Below are 26,111 nucleotides of genomic sequence, written 5' to 3' on the forward strand. Positions count from 1 at the left end.
CACTATGGAAAAAGAATGAAACATTTATGCCAAAAGGGCCGGAAGCAATAAAAAATACATCTGGAGAAAGAGAGCCGGTGCCTTCTTTCGCTTAGCCCGAAGGGCTAAAGAAGTAGCCCGGCTAAAAGCCAGGCTACACAAGATAGTCATCCGTCGATTGCTCGCCGTATGCCTTCTTTCGCATTACAAATTTAAAAGAAAAATATTATTCAAAACACTTGTTTTTAATGACAGTACCTTGCGGCAGCGGAAAGACCTTGCGGTAGCTGGGGGATTACTTCACCCATCGGCAACATTCAAAAAAATCAAATTTCATGGTGTGTTCCACTATGTGTTCAAAAGGTTTAGGTATCCAACAATATAGTAAACCTATACCGTTCTTGTTAGATTTGCTTTCCAGGTAAAACCATGTATCAATTGGGGGCACATCACTTTCATCGAAAAAACATTGACTTTCAACTATCATGCCTCCATCATGGGTTGTGAAGCCTATTTCAAAACTTAAAATTCTACCTAATTTTGATAAGTCCTCATAGTATGAAAATTGAGTCTCTTCTCTTAGAACTAAAACTTGATCTAACGCTTCCTTATAATGAGAAAATTTATATGGACTTATATTCCAGGTAGCATAATCCAAATCCATTTCATAAAGAAGATGTCCATTTATTATTGGATTAGTTTGACGAAAAACTGTACCGTAAAATCCGTTTTCGTAATCAAAATCCTTCGAAAGTTTATTTGTCCATGAAATAGCCTTATTTAAATTATCATTAAAGTCCTTCTCGTTTGCTGCCATTTTACAAATCTAATTCGATTAATATTAATTGCTCTTATTTTTTAATCCTAATAATGCCTTTTCAACAAGCTGTATTCTGTTGGTTTGGATTTTATAGGCAGATTTTTCAGGCGAATATTCGGATCTTTTTTTAATCGCTTGATCCCTATAGGTTTCCAAAATCTCAATGCTCACTCCTACGGGGATCATTATATAATTGTCTCTATAAATGTCAATTTTACCAGTGATTACTTTTCCATTTTCATTCTTTACGGCAGGAATTGTTTTTGCTTTATTTAAATTGAAAAAATCGTTGAGCACTTCAGCGCTTCCTGGTACCGGCATGTGTATTGCAGGTGGTTCAGGACGCCATGCCGACACTTCAAGACTAGGTGGCTCTATCTTCGTCATTTGGATATCTGGAGTAACGTTAGGCACGCCGTTTCCGTAGCGAGCCATAGTTATACCACCAAGGACTAACCCGAAATTCATATATTTTTCTCCTCCCACGGCATAACCTATTGAAGCCGTAACACTTCCGCTCGTAACTTCTCCAAGGTAATTTCTATGCTGCTGTTCAAGGGCGACGGCTTCTGATTTTGTTACGGGGTATGATAAGCCATATTGATTAGTCATATAGCCCACCATTGGGTCTGCCGCCCTTTTTTGCATCATTGCATTTAATTGTTGAGCATCTGTCAGGGCTAATTTCGGTGTAACTTTGGGCACAGCGGCCCCGCCGCTAAGTCCTCCGTCTCTGGCCCCAACCCTTCTTCCTGATATATCGGTATATGCAGGCTCTAGTCCATCTAAATCAACTGCCTGCATAGGTGTATTGCCAGCAAATTGATAAGGAGTCAAATATGGATACTTTGAGGCAAGAGGATCTACACTTAAAAACCTCCCCACCCTCGGATCATATATCCGCATCCCATAATCCTGCTCACCGCCCGTTCCCTTACCGATGTCATTATCATTCTCCTTCCCATTAAACCCATAACGATAACTACCTGGGGCTGTCGTATATTGCCTCCCCGGCTGCAACATCCCAAACGGATAATAATCCTGCGCCGTTATTACATCTGCGGTGAGATTGCCTGCCGCCCACACCCGCCTGTCACTAATGGTAGCCAACACATTGTCAAGGTGGTTGTTAAGCTCGTAATACTTTTTACCAACCTTATTAAATTCATCATCAGGAGCGGATGTATTGCCTGTCCCTACGTTCAAATTTGGTGTCCACATACCCAGACGGCTACTGCCGTATATATCCTGCTCCTTCCAGGTTGTAGTAGAACCGTCATAGCTGTAAGTAGCCAGCGCATTGCCCTGCTCATCGCGCACGTAATAGGTAGTTGGGCCCGCACCTGTTCTTTTACTTACCCGGTGTCCCGCAGCATCATACGTGAAAACAATATTACCGCTGGCTTTGTAAATGGTGGTCATTTTTCCGTATACGTTCCAGTCGATATTGGTAATACCTACCTGGTTGTCCTTAAGCAGGTTGCCAATTTGGTCGTAAGTGTAGTTGCCGCTGCTTTGGCTTATCAGGTCGCCGGTGTAATTGCTGGTGGCAACGGTATCGTAAATATAGTTTAGCCTGTTGTTGGTTAATTTTCCGGTATTGGCATCGCGGTTGTAATTGTAACGCAGCTCATCTATAGTTTGCGCGGTTGCCGGTGTTGTGGCGAGCGTACCGTTCCTGCGGTAAGTTAAAATATTGCCGTTACCGTCATAAGTGGCAATCTCTTTATAGTTCTCGCTTCTTGATGTGCCATCCCAGCCGGCACCGCTGATGCCAGGATGCTGGATATAGGTTTTCAGGCGGTTCAGCTGGTCGTAATGGTAGCCGTAGCCAACCGGCGCCCCGCCGTTAAACTGCCCGATAGATAGGGTACTGGTACTGATGTTGCCGTTAAACAGGTTTTGGCCGCTGTATTCGTGCGCGGTATGGTTATACGTCATGGCCATAGCGGGCGCGGTGGCGCTTTTAATGGCGGCATAATCCAGGGTATCCAGCGCGCCATGGTAATAGCCTAAAGAATAGGCATAAGCATCCTTAGCTATACCCTGGCGCGGGTTGCCGGCTGCTACAATACCATCGCCCCCTATATCATTGGCCGATGCCGTGCTTTGGCTGTTTACACCTTTTAACCAGCCCTGCAGTGTGTAGGCATAATCAAGCCCCTGTACCTTGCCATACTGATTGCCCAGCTCCATGCGGGCCAGTGGGCCATGCAGGTAATAATAGTAGGTGGCATCCATTCGCTGGTTCTCCCGCAGCAGGTCGCTTCCTTCAAGCGGGGTGCCTATCGCCATGGTGCCTGTCCAGGCTTCGGTAAGGCGGTTTTGGGCGTCGTATTTGTATTTATAGTAAAATTTATCAATCTGCCCGTCCTGGTAGCGCACAAAATTAACTTTGCCGCTTATCAAATCGTACTCATAATCAATCCGTTTGGGAACAGTGTTGAAACCGTTTATCTGCTGCCACAGAGTGCTAACGTTGCCATCCAGGTCATAATTGTAATATGTGGCCTGTTGTACGGCGCCCGCCTGCACATCCCGGTAGGTGCTGGCCACTACCCTTTTGCGCAGGTTATTTTGTGGCAGGTTGGTTTGCAAGCCGCTGATAGCGTTAGTGGGGATAGCATCGTAATAAGTATTGGTGATCTGCTTGTTGGTGCCGCGGTTATTAAAGTCGCTGATGGCATTGTCATCCAGGTAACCGGGGGCGCCCTGGATAGCCGCCGTTGTATCCTTCTGGCCAACTTCTGTTATGCGCCCCAATGCATCATATTTGGTATAGCTGTAATCAATATTGGCCAGCTGTTTATCATTTTGCGATATCACCAGCCTGCTCAGCATATCGTACCAGTACCGGTTGGTACCGCCATCGGGCGAGTTTTGCTGCACCACCTGGTTGGTGGTATTGTATACATAGCTGGTAGGCAGCGTATGGGCAGGGTAACTACCAAATAAAGTGGTTTCATTGGTAGTTCCCGGGCCTGCCGTGGTGAGGCTGCCGGCACCGGGCACGTTAAAACGGTACCAGCCGCCTTCGGGGGTATCTGCCATTACAAAATGCGTATTGGCCGCATTGGCCGCAATAGTTGCTGCCGATAGCTGGTGGTAGTACAGCCGCAGGTGCTTAAGCGTTGTAATAATATCCGGGAAGATTACGCTGCTGGCGGTCGCCTTTACCTCAAAACCTTCGTCGGCCGCGGGGCTGGCGCCGGTGGTTACAGTTACTGCTGTGCCATTGATATACAACTGCGGCTTGGTGGTACCGCTACCCAGCAACGGCCCCTGGATTACCACATGTGTAAACGGGTTAAGCGGCAACCGCGAGCTGATATCGGCCCGGTAATGCCGCGAGTTGGGGTTGAAAGCGATGCTTGATGCCGTGTTTTGCGTTAGCGGATAAATATCAATATTGGCCTTGCCTCCCCAAATACCAAACTGAAACAGCCACTTTCTATCGGGCGTTACCTCAACTATGTGGTAATTGGTGCTGCCATTACTGTTGTACAGCCACATTTCTATAGCCCCCTGCGCCGCAAACAGTGTGGTTGATAATGAATTGAGTGCCTGGGTTTGATCTGCATTGGCTATTGGGCCGGTATAAGTATAACCAGCATCATCATTGCCCCGCGCCTTCTGTACCTGGCTAATCTGCGCAGCGGTGAGCAGGGTAACCCCTTCGGGCGGTACCGTACGGATCAGGTTATCGGCCTGGTCGTAATAATACAATGTAAAATGATAGTATTGCGATGGCGCCGAATTATCTACCGTAGTTTTTGCCGCAGCGCAGGTACTGATATAGTTGCTGCGGAAGGTATTTTTCACCGCTACCATATAGGCGCTGTACTCCTGCTCGCCGTTTGACACGGCCACAGTGATGTGATTTTTTAAATCTGCAAATTTGTCGGGCGTTACCTTGCCAAAGGCGGGCGAATTGGTAAGAATAGATGATGAAGTATGGCTATCCCTGAAATCGGCCCAGGCAGAGTAGCCTAATGAAAAGCCCCAAAGCTGGTTCATATAATTGCCCAAAACCAGGTTGTATTTGTCGCTTGTTTGAATGCCCGGTACTGATGCTTGCAACGTAGTTAACGCCGCATCAAACTGCGTGCCGGTAATAGCCCCGTAAAAGCCCTGTTGTAAAAATACCGGTAGCGTAATATCTTTTTTAAGCAGGAACCCGCATGATTGCGTAGCCATTTCAAGCGTATCAAGGTCGCCAGGCGGAAAGTCAGCCATGGAAACTGCCCCATATTTATGCACCATGTAGTCGTACAATGTTCCTGGATAATTAGCACTTGATTGTTCGTTAAGAAGCGTGCCCAACATCACAACAATAGATGGCTCACTGCGGGAAATAACCTTGGCGGCAACCTGTGGCTTCACATTAAACGGGCCTGGACCATCAAAAAGCCAGGGATTAAGCTGTGGGGTTAATGTGCTGATGCCGAGAGTATTTTTGATAACGCCGGCAAAGTCGGTATTGGGATAATCGGGATTTGTGGTAGCGTCAGTATTAGCCTTAACTGTTGTACTCGCGCCATAAATATGTCCCCTATCGCCATTATCTGCGCAAAACTTTACTAATGCAGTCCGCAAGGCGTCTTTGCTTGCCTGCTTGCCTGCCGTATTAATACCCGTATCCAGCATCATCATCCACCTGTCGGCCTGCGCATCGCAATTACCTTTTATAAGTTTGTTAAGCTGTGCGTCGCTTTGCGAATAGGAAACATTGACATCGGAAGAATATGGGTTGGTTTTTGTTACAAAATCAAAGCGGGACGTCTTGTAAAGGTAGGCTTCCGTGCAGGTTGGTGGCGGCGTCCATCCTTCAGGACATGCGAAAGACGCGCCCGTGATACTTAGGGTTTGACCGGCTTTGTAGGGGATAAAGGCCGTCCCTTTACGTTTCACTGGATCTAAATAAATATAATAAAATACGTGGGTACCATCAGAATATTCTTTATACTGGTAAACATAATTTGTTCTGTTGGGGCAAAACGGCAACTGCGACATTACAAAAAATTCTACATTATTGCCGATAAACGAACTACCGCTATTACCTGTATAAACAGGGGTGCTCAAACCAGATATATCGCTACTGGCAACCGGTGTAAACGGCGTTGCTACACTTACCGGATGCTGCACATAATCTCCGTCAGGAACGGTAACCTGACCAGACGGAACATAGGCCGGTGGCGCGGTACCTGTACAATTTACAGCCTTTATTTGTATCGCACTTAAAGGAACATTTTTAGGAATACAAAACGATTGTTCGGTGGTATTTATCGGAAAGTTTAAACTTGTGGGTACCGATGAAGCATACTCCGGCGATGTAAACAGGTAAACATAAGTAGCCGTGCTTACCGTGCCCCGGTTATATTTAACAGTTACCGATTGTTTGGTACTATCACAATGGGTGGAAGCAAGCCCGGCTGAATCGGTTGTTAACGAAATTGAGAAATCGTCTGTGCCGGCACATGTGGCAGCCGGGGCAGGGGTATAAAGCTGCCCTATAGGGCAAACACCCGGACAGGTAGTTTGGCTGCGTACAATGTCGTAGTATTTTTCCTTCAGCTGAAAGTAAAAGTTTTTATAGGTTTCAAAATCGCGGTACGGGATACGGCAGCTTACTGCCGAACAGTTATCCCAGCAATTATTGGATGCTGTTTGAGTTCCTGTGCAATTTTGGTTGCAGTATAACGTAAAGTCGACAAACTGGGTAAGGCTTTTGGTGCTTTGGGTATAACCTAATACGGCATTGCTGTAATTGTTCAGGTCTGCCTGCATGGCGGAGTAAGAACCTACGCCAGCACCGCTGCCGGTAAAAAACGGATCGATAGCTAACAGCCAGGAAGCATTGTTATAATCATAGGTGGTACTTGTACTGGCGCCCGGCAGATTCTTGACATCGGCGGCCAGTTTAATGGCATAACCTTTTACAATATCATCCCAGCCCTTTGTGCTTTTGGTGGTACAAAAAATGTATTTGCAATATTCGGGGTGATAAGCCAAAAAGCCATCGGCCCAGTCGCGGTTCCAATAGGTAACAATATCTGTTAATTGGGTAACTGCGTCATTGGCCGATGAAACGGATCCATCAGCCTTAGTGAAGGTATGGGCCAGGTAAGCAGCGTCTGTTGCCGGTTTTACAGGGAACACGGTTCGCCAATTCTGGCTCACCACATTGGTGCTGGCTTCCAGGGCTGCACCTGCCTGGTCAAATAAGGCATATTGGCCTCCGGGAGATACATCACGCAGCATGACGCTTTTTACGCCGTCGCAGGGCGCCGGGATACAGGCCTGGCCAAGGCCCCATAACAGGGCATATTTTGCTGAAAGCCAGGTATTGTAATCAGCAGCTTCGGTTGTACTAAGCGAGGCAAGGTTGATGCCCAGGCTGGTAAGCTTGTTATCAAACATCGCCTTAAAATCGGGATAGCTGCCCAATAGTTTGGCAAGCACGGTACAATCCGAAAAAAGACCAAGAAAATCAATTTTGTTAAGGTAAGGCCATACAAAATGCCAGTCCTTAAAAATCACGCCACCCGCCTGTCCCTTGGTAATATACTTTCCCAGGTAATTTTCCATGGCCGTTTTTGACAATACGAGTTCGGCGCTCACATAATACTCGCCTACAATATCAAAATTCAGTGGGATAATCCTGTTAAAACCGCTATTGGCCGTACAGGAAGTGTCGATTTTACCCACAACAAGGGTCGAGGTGTAAACCGGCACCGTTGGGTTACAGGCATTAACCACCTTCAGGTTAAGATCATACAGACAATTGCTGCATACGGTTACCGGGCCCTGCGTAAAGTTATAAATCAGCTGCTCGGCATTAACGGTGAGGGTATCGGGCCCGGTTGCGGTTACGGCATAAGTTGTCGATGCGCTAAGTTTAAGCGAGGCATTGTCGAAAACAAAATCCTTAGGGTCCAGGATCCGGCTGGTGCGGTACCTTATGGGTACTTTAGATACCAGCGAATCCATCCCCGGCGGCGGCGAACCTGCCAACGCCGTGGCAATGGTTTTGCCCGATGCATTCTGATATGTTATACTGATCTGGTTATTAGGATCGATGACCGTATTTTTTGAATAATGCTCGGCATAGCCTACATCGTTGCCAAACAACTGGTCAAGTTCCCACTGATCGGGTTTGCTGTAAAAATATTTGGTGGTATGGCTTGGATAGCCCGTAGTAAGGCCGGGCTGAAAAGCCTTCCCTACCCCACCCTGCAAGCTAATGCGGCCGGTGTTATCGGCCGTGTACTGGGTTACGGCAATAGGATATCCCTGGGCATCGGGTATATATTTGTTTTTCTCGTTAAGATCCAAAGAGTTGATAAAATCGTTATTATTGGAAGAGTAATATTTACTTGTACCAATAGTATTTTTTAAGATGCCCGGTATCACCTCACAGGATAAACTGCCCGAGCCGATAATATCTGTATAGCTATAGGGCTTACTCTGGCTATTCACATTTAAAGCCGGGAAATAATGCAGGTAGGGAACGGTTATGTCTTTCACCGGGGCAGGCAGGATACTGCCCATCGGACGGCCGAAGTTATCATAAACGTTCTCCTGCACTACAGGTACATTATCCGAGTTATTAAGGGTAACCGTCTGTCTGTTACGCAGGGTGCCGTCAAAATAACTGACTACTTCTTTCTTCTTGCCTTCCTCGGCATAAGAGGCCGAATATTGCCAGTTCAATTTATCAGAGTGCCAAAGCTGGTCTATTTTCCAGGCGGCGTTTCCCGAGGCCATATGATAGCTCCAGTCGCCTAACAACCTTACGCCATCAACACTATATTGTACCTGCCTTACCCGGGCTACCAGGTAATCGTCGTTAAAACTCAGCGAAATATTGTACTGGTGCTGGTTTTGGATGGTAATCCTTGTGGCATTATTCTTAAACAATTTATAGGCTTGCAATACCAGCCCGGCGTTGTTGTTATTAACAAGCGCCAGCGCAATGGACTCGTTGGGATCACCGGCGTCAACAGTGGTCCATTCCAGGTCATATTCTTCTGCACCCTGCACAAAGTCCCAGGACAATTGCAACATTGTCGAAGCCGTGTTAGTCGAAGTATTGTTAAATGTACCCACCACCGCAAGAGGGATATCAGCAGTTGGGTTAAACGGGTAAATCTTATCAAAAGTCAGCGTCCCCGACAGTTCAATTATACCGGCGCTTGCAGGGGCACTCTCCCCCAAAACCGGCCCCTGGGCGGTAACCGAAATATCGGCCTTGTAAATATTCTGATCGGTTGGCATGTTGTATGTAGCAACAGCCTGGTATGGAGTGCCGGCAGCGGGGTCATACCTTACAATTAATTGCGGGGTAAGCGTTTTGGTTACCGTATTTGGGTTTAAAGGATCGGTATAGCATTTAATGCTGAGGGTTACATAATAGGAGAACGCCGCTGTAAGCGCCACATCATCATGGATACGTAAAGATACAGCCCCTTTAACTGAGCGGTAGGTTATGCCTGTAAAACCTGCCGTTCCAAACTGCTGATCATTTAAATGAAGTGTGGTGTTGAACGGGCCAAATGCATGATCATGGCTATCTTCAATAGATGCAAATGCTTTTGGAGCCGCAAAAATAAGCAGGGCCAGGTGCAGAATAAAAAATGCTTTAGTGATAGGTTTGATCATAGTTAATCAATGAATGCTGATGACTTGGTATGAGCTGTATTTTTTTTGCAGGGTGATATTGTCCCCGGCCACCTCGATAACATCTTTGACGTTTAAAAAGTGCCCGATATCGGCGCCTGTAAACCATTCAGTAAAATGAATATCGATGATTTGTCCTCTTTTCCTATCTGTTAACGCGTTAGGATCGGTAAGCCTGACATAAATCCTTTTAATCTTCATCTCGGCCGTATCGTAACTTAACGCATACTCGCGGCAGGCAACGTGCCGTTCATTTACAAAACGGATGGTCTTAAACTTCCCGGTAACCGAATGGCTAAGCTGGTAGTGTTCATTTACCATATCCATTTTTAGTTCGGCGATACCGCCAAAACCCAAAACCGCCACTGACTTTTGCGCCCCAACCAGTACTTTCTTACGGTCGCGGTCAATGTACAGGTAATAGCCACCGGCGTTCAATGTTTCTGTATTCCCGTAACGGTAGTAACAATCATTACCCCTACAGCTAAACAGGAACGGCACCAGCGAAACGCTGCGGGTGCTGTCTCCTTTGTCTGTTATATTTAATGTGCCGCTGTAGGTACTTGGCAAGTGCTGCAGGTCCATCAAGGCCGATACTTTGCGGAATGTATCCAGCAAGGCATGGTCATAATTAACTGCTATGGCGGGTTTAATAGCAGCAATTTTTAACGGCTGCTTTGTTGTTTGCTGCTTTACCCGCCATGCTGCGGCAAACCCCGCAACCAGCATTAGCGCTGTACCCGTCAGAATTATCTTATAGGATATTTTCAACTTTTTCATTGTACAAATGGGATTCCTTTTTTCTGTGATGAACGGCTTTCTTTGATAGTCATGATACCGCGTTCTGTTTCCTTTTTCACCCTGGTCAATAAGCCTTCGCTATCATATTCATACAATGTGGCGAAGGCGTTTTCATCCAGTTCTGCCATCAGGCGTAGCGTTGTCGCATCATAACTGTAGGTTTTCATATGCGAATCCATCGGGTGGATGCGCAAATCGTCAAGATAAATGGTGCTGGTTGTTAACGGATAAAATGTAATGTTAACCGGGTTTGGGTTAATAAAACCTTTAAGGCTGAATTTCCCTTCCAGCAATTTCCAGTCTTCCACCACCGCTTTACATACCATTGCTGCCTGCAGGGTGCCATTCAAGTAAAGGCTCAGGTTGGCAGTTTTCTTCGTTGGTTCAGAATCTTTCACCCAAACATCAACCAGGTAATCTTTACCGTTTGTTGGCTCAAAACCGTTGGGATATAAACCTATCCTGGTTGATTTTACAAAATGCCGGGTTAAATCCATGTCAAGATAGTCCTGTGTTTTTTGTTCAACACTAAAAGTATTCGTCTTAATGCCGATGGAGTCAGCGGTAACGGCAATACCCGAATTACCCGTGTGCGAAAAATTATTTTGAACGATAGTATTAATATAACGGAGATTAGAAGAAAGCGCGAACTCATTGGGTTTTTGGTCGGCGTAAATGATAGTGCCCGGCAAAAACTGCGTGTCTTCAAAGCTATTGGCATAAATATCCCTGTTTTTAGCATTGCTGGCCACTGCACCGGGAAACTCTCCGTTGAAATCAAATTTCGCTGCGCTGAAGCGTTTGAGTGCATCTTTATTTTCTGACTCCTGTCCGTATTTGTCGTATAAAGTAACCGTATTGGCCACAATCCACGAGGCTATTGAATTGGTAATAACCCAGTCATTTTGTCCAGAAGGTGTCCAATAGGAATAAATATTATTAATAAAACCTGCCGATTTCACATTAACAACGGAAGAGTTTTGGGTAAGAATACTGGCATAATTTCTTTGTTGCTGAAACACGAGGCTCTGATAAGGCCGCCAATTTCCCACAAAACCAAAAAGGTATGGGTTTATCGCGGTTGGCGCTATGGTACACGGCGAATACACCGTGTGCTGCAAATCATTATACTGGTAATTATAAAAGTATTGGGTATAAGGGGCCGTAGCAATCGCCTGCTTGGTATACACAACAACCGACGGGTTTTGAATCAGGTTTTTGGTACTGAATACGACGTTCAGGCCCTGCCCGTTATTCATGCCTGCGATATACAGCTCAGATGCCGTGTTCTTATAAATCTCGATAGCTGCCCCATTTGGCCGGTTGTCATGGTTGGCGTCGCTATAGGTCAATTCGATACGCATATTATGCCAGCCTTGCAGCAGGTGCTCCTTTTTCATATTCCAGTTACGCTGAGTTGCTGTGCTGTACGAGCCCTGGACATACCAGCTGTTAAAATCGCAATTGCTATCCAAACTGAAATATAATTTTGGTTCCGAGTCATACCCAATGTAATAATCTCCTTCAGTATCGATATAGTAGGGCGCGAATATGCCCATTATGTTATTATCGTTCGGGGTGTACAGGGGCTGACTCGTGCTTCCGCCGATCATATTCATCGACTCCCGGTGGCCATAGAACAGGCTAATAGGACCAGTTGTATAGGCCTGCTGATCGATATAAACGTTTTGGTTCCCGTTGGGGGAGTTCTGCGTCCCAAAATACACGTTTAGATCATAAGGCGTATTATTGGGCACAGGATGGATATCAGGCGGCATTGTCGACCAGTTTTCATCGTATGTTTTGGCAGAGGCATTAATCACCTTATAGGAGGTAAGATCCGGAGTATTACTATCTATGGCAAGGCGGAAGCCCCCACCTGAAGATATAATGGGGTTTTGCAACATGACCATGTTGCTCACATCAGCCTCTAACATATTACGAAAACCGGAACGGACTACTTTTACATTGATATTAGCGTTAGCTAAGAATTCCCCATATTGGTCCATGAGAACGTTCACATAATAGTGTGCTACCAATACCGGCGGCGGCAAAAAATCCGCAATATCCTGCTGAACCACCCAATAGGGCTTTCCAGTGGCAAGATCGAGCACTTCGTCACCTTTTTGCAGGTAGGACGACATATTAGAAGCTAGTACGCCAAAGGCTGCGGTAGTTACACCGGAGATCATCATACCTGCATTTTGACAAGCAGGCCCCATGCCCTTGTAGGCCCAATAAGCCGGAATACTAAGCGAATAGATATCCTGGTTAAATTCGTTTTGTGTCCGTGTTACCACAGGCTGCCCGGTTGCACCGTCAAAGGCCAGGTTTTCCGTACGGATATGTGAGCCGTTCACCACTTTGACAACGCTGTCGATAATTCCAAAAGTTTGGGTAACCTTTACAGCGCAGGCCGAGCGGAACAGTTTATACTCCGAATTATTATTAACCGGAAAATGTGGGATAGGCAATGGGATATTAAACGCAGGAACCACATCAACACCAACATTATAAGTTTGGCCGTCGTTGGTCGATTCCTGTTCCCTGAAATCGGTAAAAAATTCGATATCCCTGCCAATCACTTTATTCTGTTCTACAGATCCGTCTTTTTTGACTATTGTAACTTCATTTTTTAGCTTCATCGGCACGGTTTTGGTTGACGTCCCATAATAATAGCTCGTTTCGGATGCAATCTCCACCCCGGCCTGATTGTAATTATGCGTGGCTTTAGGTTTCCCATGCATATCGTTCAATTCTATGGCATATCCCTGCGAGAGCGTCAGCTCGTCGATCGCGCTGGACTCAATCACGCTACTTTTGGAAGGTGGTTTATACTGAAACTTCTGCATCGGTGACACCGAGACGAAAACGGGATAATCTTTCGCAGTATAAAACTCACTTACCTGGTAACCAGTCGGCCCCGGGATGGCTAACGGATACGGGTTGCCGGATGGATCAAGATCTGTCACTGTTACCTTGCTGTAAACTACCTGCGGTGCCGGGAAAAATGACTCTCCGAAAGGCTCGTCGAGGTTAAATACATTATCAATCCCGGCTCTTATTTGCTGTGTATAAAAAACCGGCTGCTTTAATGGATTTTCGTCGTTACCAACCGAAGGCTCATAGCTTGCTACACCGCTGCTTTTCGTAACGGTACCCTCCTGCATTGTGTAGGTATATCCCTGCCCATAGGAACGTGTCTGGGCATCAGTGGACCCTCCCATCGCATTCCAGGCATCGGTAATCATTATTTTATTGACCCTTGAACCGCCACCCAGTTTAAAACCATCGGGCTTCACAATCCTTGCAAAGTTCATGTTCGGCCTGATGATGTTGCTGTAATATTTTCGGCTGGCTTTCTGATAAAAGTTTTCTTTCAATTCGCTGAGGTTCGCAAAAGTAGACACCATAGCCATCACCGCGCTTTCGGCATTTTGGAGAAGGCCGCCGCCAACCCGCCTGTCAAAACCGGAATATGCATATCTTGGATACTCCTCTTTTATACGTTGCCAGGCCGAAAAGATGATGGGGTTGGCTTTAACCCCGCTTTCGTCATGTTTCTCCAGCTTTATAGTAGCTACCCCATCGGTAGAGATCGTGACCGACTGAATTTTGCTGTAACTGGGCACAAAATCGTATTGTTGGTTAATATCGGTACTTTGAGCGCTGTTATTATTGGCTATTTTGACCGAGAATTTGGTGTAGATGTAGGGCGAACCATTCAGGTATTTATTTTTGAAGTATTCTGTGGCATCGCCGGCCCCCCCCGTTTCATTCGCGAGGTTCATGGTAAAGCCATCGGCATCTACGAGGCCTGGCTTGGCATTGGGTCCTGTGCCATTGACAAGGCCGGCAACCGGCGCCATGATCATGGCCTGTTTATCCTGCACGTAGGCATAGTCATCGGACTCATAAGTTACATTAATAGTACCCCCGGTTGGCAAAGCGATGCTGGAGAGTTGGAAAAGGCCTGCCGCTGAATTGGCACTTACGAGCACTTTGGCGGGATCCCTGAAATAGTTTTGGATGGTATAAGGAAATTCTTCGTTTGTTGTGCCAATGGGTGCAAGATCGCCGGCTTCACGGTGCATGCCCCACCGGTCGGCGCTGCCCGAAATATAATTAACCGGCAATGGTGTACCCGTTGTGATATTCGCATAAGTGCTGTTGTAGGTAAACTTATAGGGGAAATATTTTCCTTTGGTTACACCGCCGTATTCAAAATGAACCGATTTAAGCGTAAGCTTTCCTTGTGTTGCCGGCGCATCTGAATTGGGCAATTGCGGACAGGTAGAGTAATCATAATCAAATACTACGACCTTAATCGGCTTTGACATATCCGCCCTGGAGTATAACCTGATTTCTTTCAACCTTTTTTGGCGCACTGTTTTATTCTGTCCCCCGGCAAAACCATTGACCCCGAGGCCATCAAACCGGTCTTCAGTAATAAAGTACGCTATCTTTGTCTTCGATTCTACGGAATTGGCGTACCACAATTCTTTATCTCCATACACTATACTCGCCTTATCGTCGTCCTTATCTGCCAGCAGGCAACGGTTTATAGTGGCATTGGTGTAAGGAGTCCTCCATTGGTAATGATCGGTAGCTTTTGAATAATTAAATTTAAGCGCCGTTCCCAGGTCATCGGCCGTGATCCCGTCCTGGGTCATATCCACATAATCCGGTGAAAGAATGGCCGTCAGCAAAAAGCTTGACGCGTAGGCCGGGTGCGAATCCAGGTGGTAATAATTATCTATACCCTTATTTTTTCCCAGCGAAGCTTTTGTCGTAGTCAGCGGATCCATTGAAACCTGGTCTAAATTACCACCGGCACGGGTGTATCCCGAACCAATAGCAAAACTGTAGTCCTGCTCAAAATTATTGTAGACGGGGAGGCCGTATACCATCCTTTTCCCCTGGCCATCGGTAACCGTCATTTCTGACAAATGATGGGCTAGCCTCAAACCTGAATTTCTTTGTATTGTGCCTCCTGCCGGGTCAACAACCGGTTTGTGGTTTGCTGGCGGCTGAAAAGGTACCGCGGCGTTATAGATATTGGGCAAGTATGAAATAATTTTCTTGTCCAATCCCTTTTGGCTTGCTTCCAAAGCTGTAAGGTATGATATCGACGTATGCTGCAGCTGTCGCTTTTGTTTTTCGATCGGGGCCCCCAAAGTAGTGGTTTGGGCGGAAAATTTATTAAGCGCATTGGTGCTGCCAATTTCCACCGCAAGCGGGTCCGCGCCGTTCTGTTTATAGGCGGGGGTTGGGTCTTCCAGCGTTTTTTCACCTACCACACGAAATCCGACATGTTGATACTCCGGGTGTGTAGCAGAGACAGCCTGGAAATCCCCTTTGGCGATATATTGGTTATTAGCGGTCCATTTGCGGGTCGTGTTGGTTGTCTTCTGGTGATATTCGGTTACACCTCCATGAAAATACAGGCCATAACCATAATCAAATCCCAGGGTGGTATTGGTATTTTTATCCGAAACTTCGTTGTCAAAATAAGCGCCGGTACCCTCACGGTAAAGCCTGAACTCGCCGCTCCCGGCCTGGCTGGTAAATGTAAAAAGATCGGGCGTACTCACCGGCAAAGCCAGGTTAGGCAATTCCGGGATAATGGGATTCTCCTTTTCCCTGATAAAATCCATAACAGCATCGGGGCGAGCCTTACCCTGATCGGCATATAGAAACCCATAGGCTCCGTTGGTGTTTGATGGACTGGCGACTTCCCGTATAGCCAAAGAACCGGTTCCCCCGATTCCGCTAAAAAAAACATAAGCCGAGGCGCCAACATCCAAACTAAATGATCCGTAAGTGGACTTATAGGGGAAAGAGATTTTTGGCAAAATAGGCTCCGTGTTATACGAAATGGATGACCCTGCCACATTCGAAGAAAATGAGCTAGTAAAATCGTCTATTTGGTTAATCTGTTTTAATGTCATACCGAAAGACGCGCCAAGTGATTTGGATTTCAAACCGGAACGGGAATTATAACCGAGGCTGGCTGAAAGTCCGGCATTTGTAGTGATATTATGATCAGAGCTGGTTTTAACCCCGAGGTTAGCATAAGGTGTCACGTCGACGCCGGTTGCCGTACTGGACAGAATACCAGCACCCAGGCCCGCAGTAAGTGGCCCGTCATTACCTATTGAAACAGAAATACCCGCGTTTACGCCAAGTTCAGCACCAATACCCGTATAATTATCACTGAACATGCCAACAGATAACGTACCGTCCAGGCCAACATAAGAGCCGCCTATCTCGCTTTTAACCCGCCCTTTGGCACTTACCGTAACCTTCGGTTTGGTATAGTGTTCTGTAATAACTGGGTCGCCTTTCATATCATCAGGAAGTCCTCTGACCTGCCTGTTGATGCTTCCCATGTTCAGATTCCATCCAAAACCAACCCAACTGGCCTCATCTTCCATACCCATACCCGACTGATAATTAAGGTTGATCGGGTAGCCATCAATATCCAGTAACGGGATATTATATTTCATATCACCTGTTTTCAAATCAACCATATCCGAAACGCCCGCAGGGCTGAAGCCCTGCACTTCAGGCTGTACCGGACCGGAAGTAAGGGCTTGCACCACCGGCGGGCAAACAACCTGCGCCGTCCAGATCAGGAGTAGAAACAAAGCGATTTTTTTACGTTTGGAGAACCTGTACTTCATGCGTGAACTATATTTATAGCTGAATATTAAATGTATAATGTTGCCTGGTGATATATTTATCATAATACACCAGCCGTACCGAGTCACTTGCCGCCGCCATTTCCGGGTCAAATTGCAGCAGGTATTCGAAGTTGTCTTTAACGCCGTTGGCTATGGGCTGTACCATAGCTACATATGTTTTAACGCCATCCTTCTCTGTATAAAAGCAACTATCCATATGGTACCAGAAATTTTCGGTACGAAGCTGGTGCGCGGCGGCAAAACTTCTTGATGGCAAAAGCCTGAATTTGAAACCGGAGCCGTCATTCTGATTAGCCCCTTTAAGGCGTGTAAGCTGGATGCGGACATCCCCGTTACTTATCTCTTTGAAATCCCTGTCCTTGCATGCGTATAATTGCAGCGATAAAAGGCCCGCCAGTAAACTTAGCTGTCTATTCCTGTTCATATAAAAATCTTAGGTTCTTAACCGCTCCGTCGGGTAACCAAACGGACAGTACATAATATTTACCTGCTTTAAAACGATTATTAGCAGAAAGGTCGATAGTTATAGTATTATCGCCGTTCAACAGCTTTATAGCCGGCAGCCCCTTAATAACTTTTGACGGGTCGTCAAGCGGATTTATTTTGTATTTCAATTGTTGCTGCTGGTAGGGGTTAACCAATGCAAAACGAATTTTTCCCTTGGCTATATAATAATTACCTTTTGAAAGGTCGTCAATGCTACGGTAGCCCCCGATGACAGAATCGGCCTTTACCGTGTCACGGCAGTCAACCACGAACTCCCATATATCCGACCGGTTAAGAATGGTTTGGTCCTTGTATGCAGTTACCTGCCAGGCATATCTTTTTTTGTTAACCAACTCCTGGGCAATAGAAGGATAAGGTAAAATAGGTGATAAGATGTTACTCTGATTAATTAGCGGCAAATTATAATTCATAGCCTCCGTTGCGCTTTGCCCTTTTTGTATTTCGGTAAGCACCAACTGGTAATATGATCCCGGAACACCAGGAATAAGCGGCTCCCAGGTAAGCAGCGGCCGTTTGTCACATATCTTATCTTTGTTATAAGGATCGATCAGATTAAGTTCTGCAAATGGCGCCAACGTATAGGAGAAACATTGTTCTTCGGGAGGATTGTCGCTATGAACGTAATTCAAGGCAAAACAATAGTCATAATCGCCTTCGGGAAACGAGCGGCTTGCTGCCGTAAGCTGGCCGAGCCGGTTTGAGGCAAAATTGACTGAAGCAGCCCTTGTTGCCGATACGGGTATGGGATTGCTGCCGGGTAACACGCTAAATTCCGCTGTGCGCACCTGGCAGATTATCCCTCCTTTACGTTCCGTTACTGTTATGGTTAGATAACCGTTTTGGGTAGCACCGGAATTGATAATACGGCAGTTGAATAAGCCGTCAGGCTTTCTGCCATATACTTCCGGCACAAATAAAAAGCTTACCTGCCCAAATGCGGATGCCGAAAAAAGAAACAGAAGCAGGGTTAAACGTAATCTCATGTTAATGACTTATTCTGTAAAAAATACTTAATTGGGCCCTGTAATTAGCATATAGGTCCGGGTATAGGGGGCGAATGATGTTTTTCCGGATATCCACAAAAGTTTCTATGTTAAAGCGACTACCAGCCATCAGGCTGATACTCTCGCGTATACCTGCCTGCCTCGCGATGCCCGCGTTATCAAGGTAGGTTATACCGGACGAGATATTTAATTTATTCAACAGCAAAAACTGGTATGCGATATCCGAATTCAGCAAATTACCAATCAGTTTATAACCGGTTAATTCTCGGTTTACAAAAACATTAGCTGTAAGCACATTCTGGTGTATGATCAGACTTTGAGTATAATTAAAAATGAGCAGGTTTGCCCCATTTCGTGATGCCTGGTTACCGTTGGTAGTAGCGCCCGAAGCTGCCGGAATATTGATGGCAGACCCGGATTGAGGGGCGAAGCTATTAGTGATCGCCTGATCGCCAATGGTAAAGTGGCTTACTGACCGGTACTTTCCTATCTTGTATGATGCGTTGCCGTCAAATTGAATTTTTTGAAACGAGTATACCGAAGAATTTACCCCATCTATTTGTTTACCTGTGCCATTAGTAATGTATTTAAGGCTCAGGTTTACTTTTTTATTCAGCTGATACCGGCTTTCCAGCTGAAACTGGTAATTTTTCCACCTGTCGCTGGATGTATAACTGATAGGCATATTGGTGATGTCCGAACGCATATTTACAATCAGTTTGTTATTGTCAAATGATTTACGAATGTTGCCGCCGAATTTCATTTTCGCGCCGCCGAAACCATTGGTGGCCGGATTTTGATATCCCATACCGGAATATTTAAAATAAACATTATCTGAAGCGCCGATACTTTCAAAGTCCTGGTGGTGGTCGACACCAAAGGATAGCGACTGAAACAGGTCATTGCTGAGGTTATAATTAAGCCCTCCCTTTTGGTCAAGCACTGCTTCAGCACCCACCTGGTACTTGTTACTATATACGGTACTTGATTTGGAAACATCAAAGCCGAAATCGCCCAGCTTACCTAATGCCAGTTTTTTTGAAAGGGTTATTGCTACGTTATTGGATGATATGGCCGGTGTAGCGTAAAGACTATTACCGCCATTGCGGCTTTGCGCGCTGATAACAGACAAACTCAAATTACCAGCCCCAGCGCGTTTCAGCTCTGCTCCGATATAAGTTATATTGCGCGGCTGATTATATACGGAATTTTGAAACTGATTGTCTTTTGACGAAGACAAATCGTTTACAGATCCGTAACCAAAAGTGATAGGAATTCCGCCGCTTTTTATAGTGACGTTGCCTCCTTTCATAAACAAGTCCTTATCCTGCACGGCGCCCGAGGGCTGATTGCTGAATGCGCCGACCTTTAAAGCGCCGAGGCGCGAAAATACCTGTTGAAATGCTCCCTTTGGCTGCTGAGACAAAAAAACATTCGCAGATTCCGGGGAAAACCCAACACCGCCGGTCTCCATATATTTTTGCATAAGGAGCATTTTCTTTACTTCCATTCCTTTGCTGGTCAGTCCTTCCTTTATTCCGGTTATTGTTTCTGCAACGTTGTCTATATCGTCATTCAATTGAATCTTTTCTGCTTCGGTCATCGCCCTCCTTTTAATATCGACGGGGGCTCCGACTATTTTACTGCCGGGTGCTATAGCCTCTAATTTCCTATCAAGATCATTTTGGGCATCTTTTAAAGCACCGGACCATCCGCTATTATTCTCCTGCCTTACAGAAACCATCACACGCCGGGCAAGCTGCCGGGCGGTTTCAGCACTTATCGAATCCTTCCTGACAGCAGACAGGCTGCTGTCGCTTAAAGCAATAATTTTTTCTGTAATCTGGTCCTCGTTCATCAAACGGAGTTTTGACAAATTCGAAGCATCGCCGAAATAGCCGGATAACTTTGCATTATCAGCGAATAGCTGCAGCTCAGTTTTTTTGGAGCTCAGTTTTTGTAATATACTGTCTTCCAGGCTGTCAGCAGACAACATCCTTATGGAACCGGGCGATAACTTCTGGGGCGTCGTTATCAGAGGTACCTCTCGCGTAAGTTCCTCCCAAAGTTTCGCCTTAATCTGCGCTTTATCCAGCAACAAAAGCGCATTAAGCTTTTCGGCATCGTTTAAATAATTGGATAATAACGAGTTTTCAGCCTCTACTGCCAAATCACCTTTGTGCGCATTTATTTCATACGAAATCTCCTTGCGGGTATAACCAGTCAGGTTCCGCCCGTCAAGGGCTGCCCTTCGCAGATCTACATATTGCTGAAGCTCACTTTGAAAAAGCGCATTGAATTGGTTCGGTTGATAGTCAAACTTAAACAGGTCATTATAGGGATTGGAGGTACCGTAGGCGGAAGCCCTGTCTGTGGAATAGTTAACATTGATGGGAATGCCGTAAAGGTTTATATTACCCTGAACACTCAGTATATTCAAAAAGCTCCGGCTATTGTTTATCGCCGGATAAACAGGGACGGGGTTATATCTCAGTCCCTCGCCAAGAATGAGGTTAAAATCAACAGGTGATTTTTTTAACCCGCTTAGTTTTTTCCCCAGTTTGCTTCTGGCCTGATTCACGGCTCTGGTAACTGGTTGCTTAAGTTGCTTCACATCGGAGACCGGTTTTAAACTTAAGCCGTCGGAGGCTTTCACATTTAAAACACCAGACTTCATATTTTTCAGGGTGTCGGCAGTCTGCGCAAACGATTCGCAGGCAAAAAAGCAACAATATGTAAAAAATACTAGTGAAAGTAAAAGTTTAGTCATACACCATCAATTTCGACATAGCATTACAAACTCTCGTCGACAGGTGTTACCATTCGGGGAAGTAGTATATGATATGATAAGGTTAGTAAGCAAGCCCGATCAACATTGACCAGGCCAATCATAAGAACAAGCTATTCACATTCAATATTTGCAGGTGAATAGCTTGTTCTCTGATTTTCCAACTAAAATACAGCTTCTCAATTAGATATTCAAACATTATCAACTATTTTTTAGAACATTGCCATATTTATAATTTTAATCCTTATTTCAGCTTCAAATTCAGTTAAAACATGGATTATTATCATATTACAACAGGCTTCTTGGAATTTTCCGACGGGTTACCAACCCTCCGGCAAAAACGGAGGATTTGTGCTTTATAAAAAACGGAGCGATCTTGAATCAAGTAGAATAATTTCAGGAGCTTCATAATTAATTTTCAAATAAATCAATCCTAAAATACTTTCGGGTGTTTTTAAGTAAATGGTGATATTTGCCATTGCAAAAGTAACATAGCCATGACCCGTTTATCTGTCAATATCAATAAAATAGCTACCCTGCGTAATTCGAGGGGAGGAAACAATCCCGATTTGGTACAGGTTGCCAAAGATTGCGAACGTTTTGGCGCGCAGGGCATTACTGTACATCCACGGCCCGATGGAAGGCACATCCGCTACCAGGACGTTTTTGACCTTAAAAAAATAGTTACTACCGAGTTTAATATAGAAGGCAACTGCCAGGAACAAAAATTTATTGACCTGGTGCTGGCCAACAAACCGGAGCAGGTTACGCTGGTGCCCGATGTATTAGGACAAATAACATCTAACCATGGTTGGGATACTATCACCAACTATCATTACTTAACAGATATGATAGCCGTTTTTAAAGAGGCGGGCATCCGGGTTTCTATTTTTGTTGACCCGGTTGCCAAAATGGTTGAAGGTGCCGCCAAAACCGGAACCGACCGGATTGAGCTTTATACAGAAGGTTATGCTACCCATTATCACCAGGGTAAAGAACTGGCCACAGCACCATATATAGAAGCCGCAAAGGTAGCACATGAGGCTGGCCTGGGCATTAACGCCGGGCACGATCTTGACCTGCATAATTTGAAATACTTTGCCGAAAATATACCTGCTTTGGATGAAGTGAGCATAGGCCACGCCCTTATTTGCGATGCGTTATATTATGGATTGGAGAATACCATCCAGATGTATTTAAGGCAACTGGTCTAAGATCTGTGGTGTGTGATCTGTGGTCTGAGAATTGAAATGTGCAACGTATTTTCCCTTCAGACCTCCTACCTCTGGCTCCTGACCTCAGACTTACCTCAAAATAGTTAAGCTGCCCGATAACAGGTTACAGTTTTTATTCAGGTTGATGATATAGTAGTAGGTGCCCACAGGCAAAGCTTTACCATTATAGGTACCGTTAAAAGGTGTTGAATATCCTTTTGATTCAAACAGCTTTTGGCCGTTGCGGTTAAATACCTGTACTACCGCTGCAGGGTAGCTTTCGACATTGCTGATCTTCCAGTAATCGTTATGGCCATCGCCGTTTGGGGTAAAGGTGTTGGCGATGCTGAGCGGAGACAAGCCTACCGACACTTTTACTTCTGTTTTTGGGCTTTCGCAAGTGCCGCTTACGCTACTTACAAAAAAGCTTCTGTTTGATGGTACCGATACCGCGAAGCGCCCGCTGGGCTGCTCGTCTAAAGGCAAATCGCTATCAGCCTTATCAAATAATCGGTAGGTTAAATTTGTTGCGGGGGCTGTCACCGCTAACAGGGCATAGCCTGGGGTACAAATCTGGATATCGGAAGCCGAAGGGGCATTAATATCTACAGGCATATCTTCTATACGAAAAACCTGCGCCAGATCTCCGCATCTGCCATCTTTCACATTTAATTGGTAATCGCCCATCGCAAGGTTTTGTATACTGTTTGTACGGCCAATTTCTTCGCCTGCGGCATTTGTCCAACTATAGGTGTAGGGCGGCAACCCTCCCGTTATTATAACGTTTTTTATCTCTCCTACTTTTAACCCACATTTATCGTCCGTTTTTTGTCCATAATCGGCTATTTTAAATTGCGGCAATTCCGTTACCTGGTACGTGTTGTAATAACTTTCGCAGCCGTTTTGGTCGGTTAAGTAAAGCTTATAACTGCCCGCAGGCAAGCTTAAGGCGTTGGCGTTTGTGCCAACGTTTTGCTTTTTATCATTTTCCCATCTATACGATTTTACAAGGGCATCGGCTGTCAACGATAATGATCCGTTGGTATTGGCATAACAAGCCTGTGTGTGTTTTACCGTGTAAGTTGACGGATAAACAGTGCCTGGCTGTTCCAAGACATGGTAAACCTGCGATTGTTTCTGGCAATAATCATTTGAAACCGTGAGCTGGTAAGTTCCGGCAGGTACATTTTTTAAATCGAGGTTACTACCCATCAAATTACCCTGGGCATCGCGCCATTCATATTTAGTTCCGCCGGTTGCCGTAACGCCGGTTGCCGCGCCGTTTGCTTTGCCGCAACTTGCAGGTGATGTGGAATTAAGCGATTCTGTAATGCTTATGCCGTTAACTTCTGCTATTTCGATTTCCTTACTAAAAATTACGCCGCACTGGGTATCGTCAGTTACCTGTAGGGTGTATTTGCCTGCCGGTTGGGTAGCCAAGTCTTGTGTATAGGCAACTTCCTGCTGTTGGGCGTTCTTCCAGGTAAAGTGGCGGGTGCCGCTGCCGCCGGTAACAATAATGTTTTTTATGGAGCCTGTTGATTCGCCGCAGGTTGTATTGGTAATAGCGGGTGTTGAATCATCAATATTTGGCCCGGCGGCGTTTTTAAGAATGACCGGGCCATAAATTACCGGGCAGGTATTTTTATAAGATACCTCAAGTGTATAACTCCCTGATTTAACACCAGTCAAATCCAGGTTATTACTTACGGTTTCGCCCAAAGCATTTGTCCATTTATAGATGTAAGCATCACTTTGCTCCTGCAACACGTCATCGTTCTCAAGATATAAGCCTATAAAGGATCCCGATGCCTGACCGCATGATGGTGGAATTAACTGTTTTTGGCTGTCATTTATTTTTGGAGTTGCATCAAGTATAGTAAACGGATATTTATTTGAACAATAAGTGCCATTTATTGCGTTCATTGTATATGTTCCCGGCGCCAAACCGGTACTCTTTGCCTTATCGTCTATTAATATGCCCTTATCATTAGTTATTTGATATGCCCCGGCATTGGTCCATGCGAAATCGACGGCGCCGTTTTTTAAACCACATGTGCTATGTGTTATCTTCACATCATAAACCATAGCCAAAATGGTATAAATAGATGTAAAACCATTTAATGTAGCGGATGCCACTATACCTGATTTGATTGCGCCATTGTAAACCCATTTGCCATTGGCATCCGCATATACCGTGGCAAAATAAGTTTGGGGTTGGCAATCGTGGCAGTCGTCGTCCCAATATAATTCTACCTTAGATAGAGGAGTGGCTGTTCCGGATACACCCAAAGTTGTAATTTTATCAATATTTATCTTGGGTAATTTATCAAATACTTCACCGCCGGTTGTCCATACCCAATCATAGTAATCCCTTAGTTTTACGCAATATATTCCGGTATGATCTAAAATGGTAGATTTAAGGCCGCCTAAAGCTAATTGGCATCCGTAAATCATGTTTCCTTGTCCCGGTTTGTCACCGCCTATTAAAATTTTTCCTTGGGTGTTTATATTTATTCTTTTCTCACCGCCATCAACAGGTCCAACCCCCATTAATTCTTCGTTGCCCTGTAAAGTCACATCTCCGCCAACCTCATACATTAACAATTGCAAGGGAAACTGAATTTTGTTGTTTATAAAATTGTAAGTGTATGGGTAGCTGTGATAATCATTGTTAGGATTATTTACAAACAAAAATGTATATATGGTGCCTTCAGGATATAAATTTGTGATGGGCTGCCCGTTTACATCGTAATTAAAGTAGTTGTTTTTTATATTGATAGTGCTGGCAAACGCCGTTTCCACCCCATTGCCTTTATGCATAATGTATGAGGTGCCATACCCAAAATAGTTTCTCAGCGATACATCATCGCCGCCAAATTCAATATTTCCTTTGCAGGCCGTTATGTCAAATGCTGATGTGCTTATTGTTTTTGCGCGATATGATTTTCCGTCTGGCTCAAAACCTATAAAGTTTGAAAATACTTTAAGGTTTTCTATTCCGGCCGGAGATGTCTGTCCTGTTTTTGACGAAACCCATGCCGTTAACATTACGTAGGCGTCGTTGGTAAATATATTGCCTTTACCCGGCGCACCTAACTGAATATTTTTACTTGTTTCGACATAAAAAGCGGAGGTAATGCTTGTTTCTTCATTCCCTAAGTAATACCATGTGAAGTAATTAGCAAAATCTCGGATATAAAAACCATATAATTCAAATCCATCCACATCGGTAAGGGTGAGTGCATTAAATTCGTTTTTTACCTTGTCGGGCTGAAGAATAATTTTCGCATTACTTACTCCAAATGCAGCTCCGGGCTGAGTAGTTCCGTCTATAACCATATTTGACGATACGTTCGGCAGTTTACTGGAGATAGTAATTGTGCGGCCGGCATCGCCCGTACCCGGCAAATTAAAATTAACATAATCCTTCTCCGCACTCCCATTGGCTGCAGCTTTAGTCAACGCCTCGCGCAAAGTTCCCGGGCCGCTATCGGCGTTGCTGGTAACTACAAATACCGCCGCTGTTGCCTGCCGGCAAAATAAGGTGAGCAATATGATAAACAGGTACCTGCAACGCATTGTTATTAATCTTTAGGATTTACCGCTTTC

The 26,111-nt window shown here is 45.2% G+C and carries 9 protein-coding genes; 1 reads left to right on the forward strand and 8 read right to left on the reverse strand.

Annotation, left to right across the window (positions count from 1 at the left end; all coding sequences use genetic code 11):
* Positions 1 to 274 precede the first annotated feature (274 nt).
* The 7 genes from AC1DXF_RS22240 to AC1DXF_RS22270 are packed head-to-tail and all read right to left on the reverse strand — an operon-like array spanning position 275 to position 21,078.
* Positions 275 to 796 (reverse strand): hypothetical protein, encoded by a 522-nt coding sequence (locus AC1DXF_RS22240; RefSeq protein WP_477450902.1) that lies wholly within the window; start codon positions 794 to 796, stop codon positions 275 to 277.
* Positions 797 to 820: 24 nt separating this feature from the next.
* Positions 821 to 9,460, reverse strand: a complete 8,640-nt coding sequence (locus tag AC1DXF_RS22245) for an RHS repeat domain-containing protein (protein ID WP_477450903.1) — start codon at positions 9,458 to 9,460, stop codon at positions 821 to 823.
* 6 nt (positions 9,461 to 9,466) lie between these two features.
* A complete protein-coding gene (locus AC1DXF_RS22250) occupies positions 9,467 to 10,258 on the reverse strand; it encodes a hypothetical protein (protein ID WP_477450904.1) in 792 nt (263 codons plus the stop codon).
* On the reverse strand, positions 10,255 to 16,965 hold the full coding sequence (locus tag AC1DXF_RS22255; protein WP_477450905.1) for a hypothetical protein: 6,711 nt from the start codon (positions 16,963 to 16,965) through the stop codon (positions 10,255 to 10,257). The genes AC1DXF_RS22250 and AC1DXF_RS22255 overlap by 4 nt, the downstream gene beginning before the upstream one ends.
* Positions 16,966 to 16,978: 13 nt before the next feature.
* On the reverse strand, positions 16,979 to 17,410 hold the full coding sequence (locus tag AC1DXF_RS22260; protein ID WP_477450906.1) for a hypothetical protein: 432 nt from the start codon (positions 17,408 to 17,410) through the stop codon (positions 16,979 to 16,981).
* Complete coding sequence (locus AC1DXF_RS22265; RefSeq protein ID WP_477450907.1) at positions 17,397 to 18,476, reverse strand: DUF928 domain-containing protein; 1,080 nt, start codon at positions 18,474 to 18,476, stop codon at positions 17,397 to 17,399. The genes AC1DXF_RS22260 and AC1DXF_RS22265 overlap by 14 nt, the downstream gene beginning before the upstream one ends.
* Before the next feature lies 1 nt (position 18,477).
* Positions 18,478 to 21,078 (reverse strand): hypothetical protein, encoded by a 2,601-nt coding sequence (locus tag AC1DXF_RS22270; protein ID WP_477450908.1) that lies wholly within the window; start codon positions 21,076 to 21,078, stop codon positions 18,478 to 18,480.
* Between the two features lie 704 nt (positions 21,079 to 21,782).
* Between AC1DXF_RS22270 and AC1DXF_RS22275 the strand changes: the two genes are divergently transcribed.
* A complete protein-coding gene (locus AC1DXF_RS22275) occupies positions 21,783 to 22,499 on the forward strand; it encodes a pyridoxine 5'-phosphate synthase (RefSeq protein WP_477450909.1) in 717 nt (238 codons plus the stop codon).
* Positions 22,500 to 22,589: 90 nt separating this feature from the next.
* Here AC1DXF_RS22275 and AC1DXF_RS22280 read toward each other — a convergent pair whose 3' ends face one another.
* Positions 22,590 to 26,081 (reverse strand): T9SS type B sorting domain-containing protein, encoded by a 3,492-nt coding sequence (locus tag AC1DXF_RS22280; protein WP_477450910.1) that lies wholly within the window; start codon positions 26,079 to 26,081, stop codon positions 22,590 to 22,592.
* Positions 26,082 to 26,111: the final 30 nt, after the last annotated feature.

This window comes from Mucilaginibacter sp. P2_A5 (assembly GCF_056404995.1).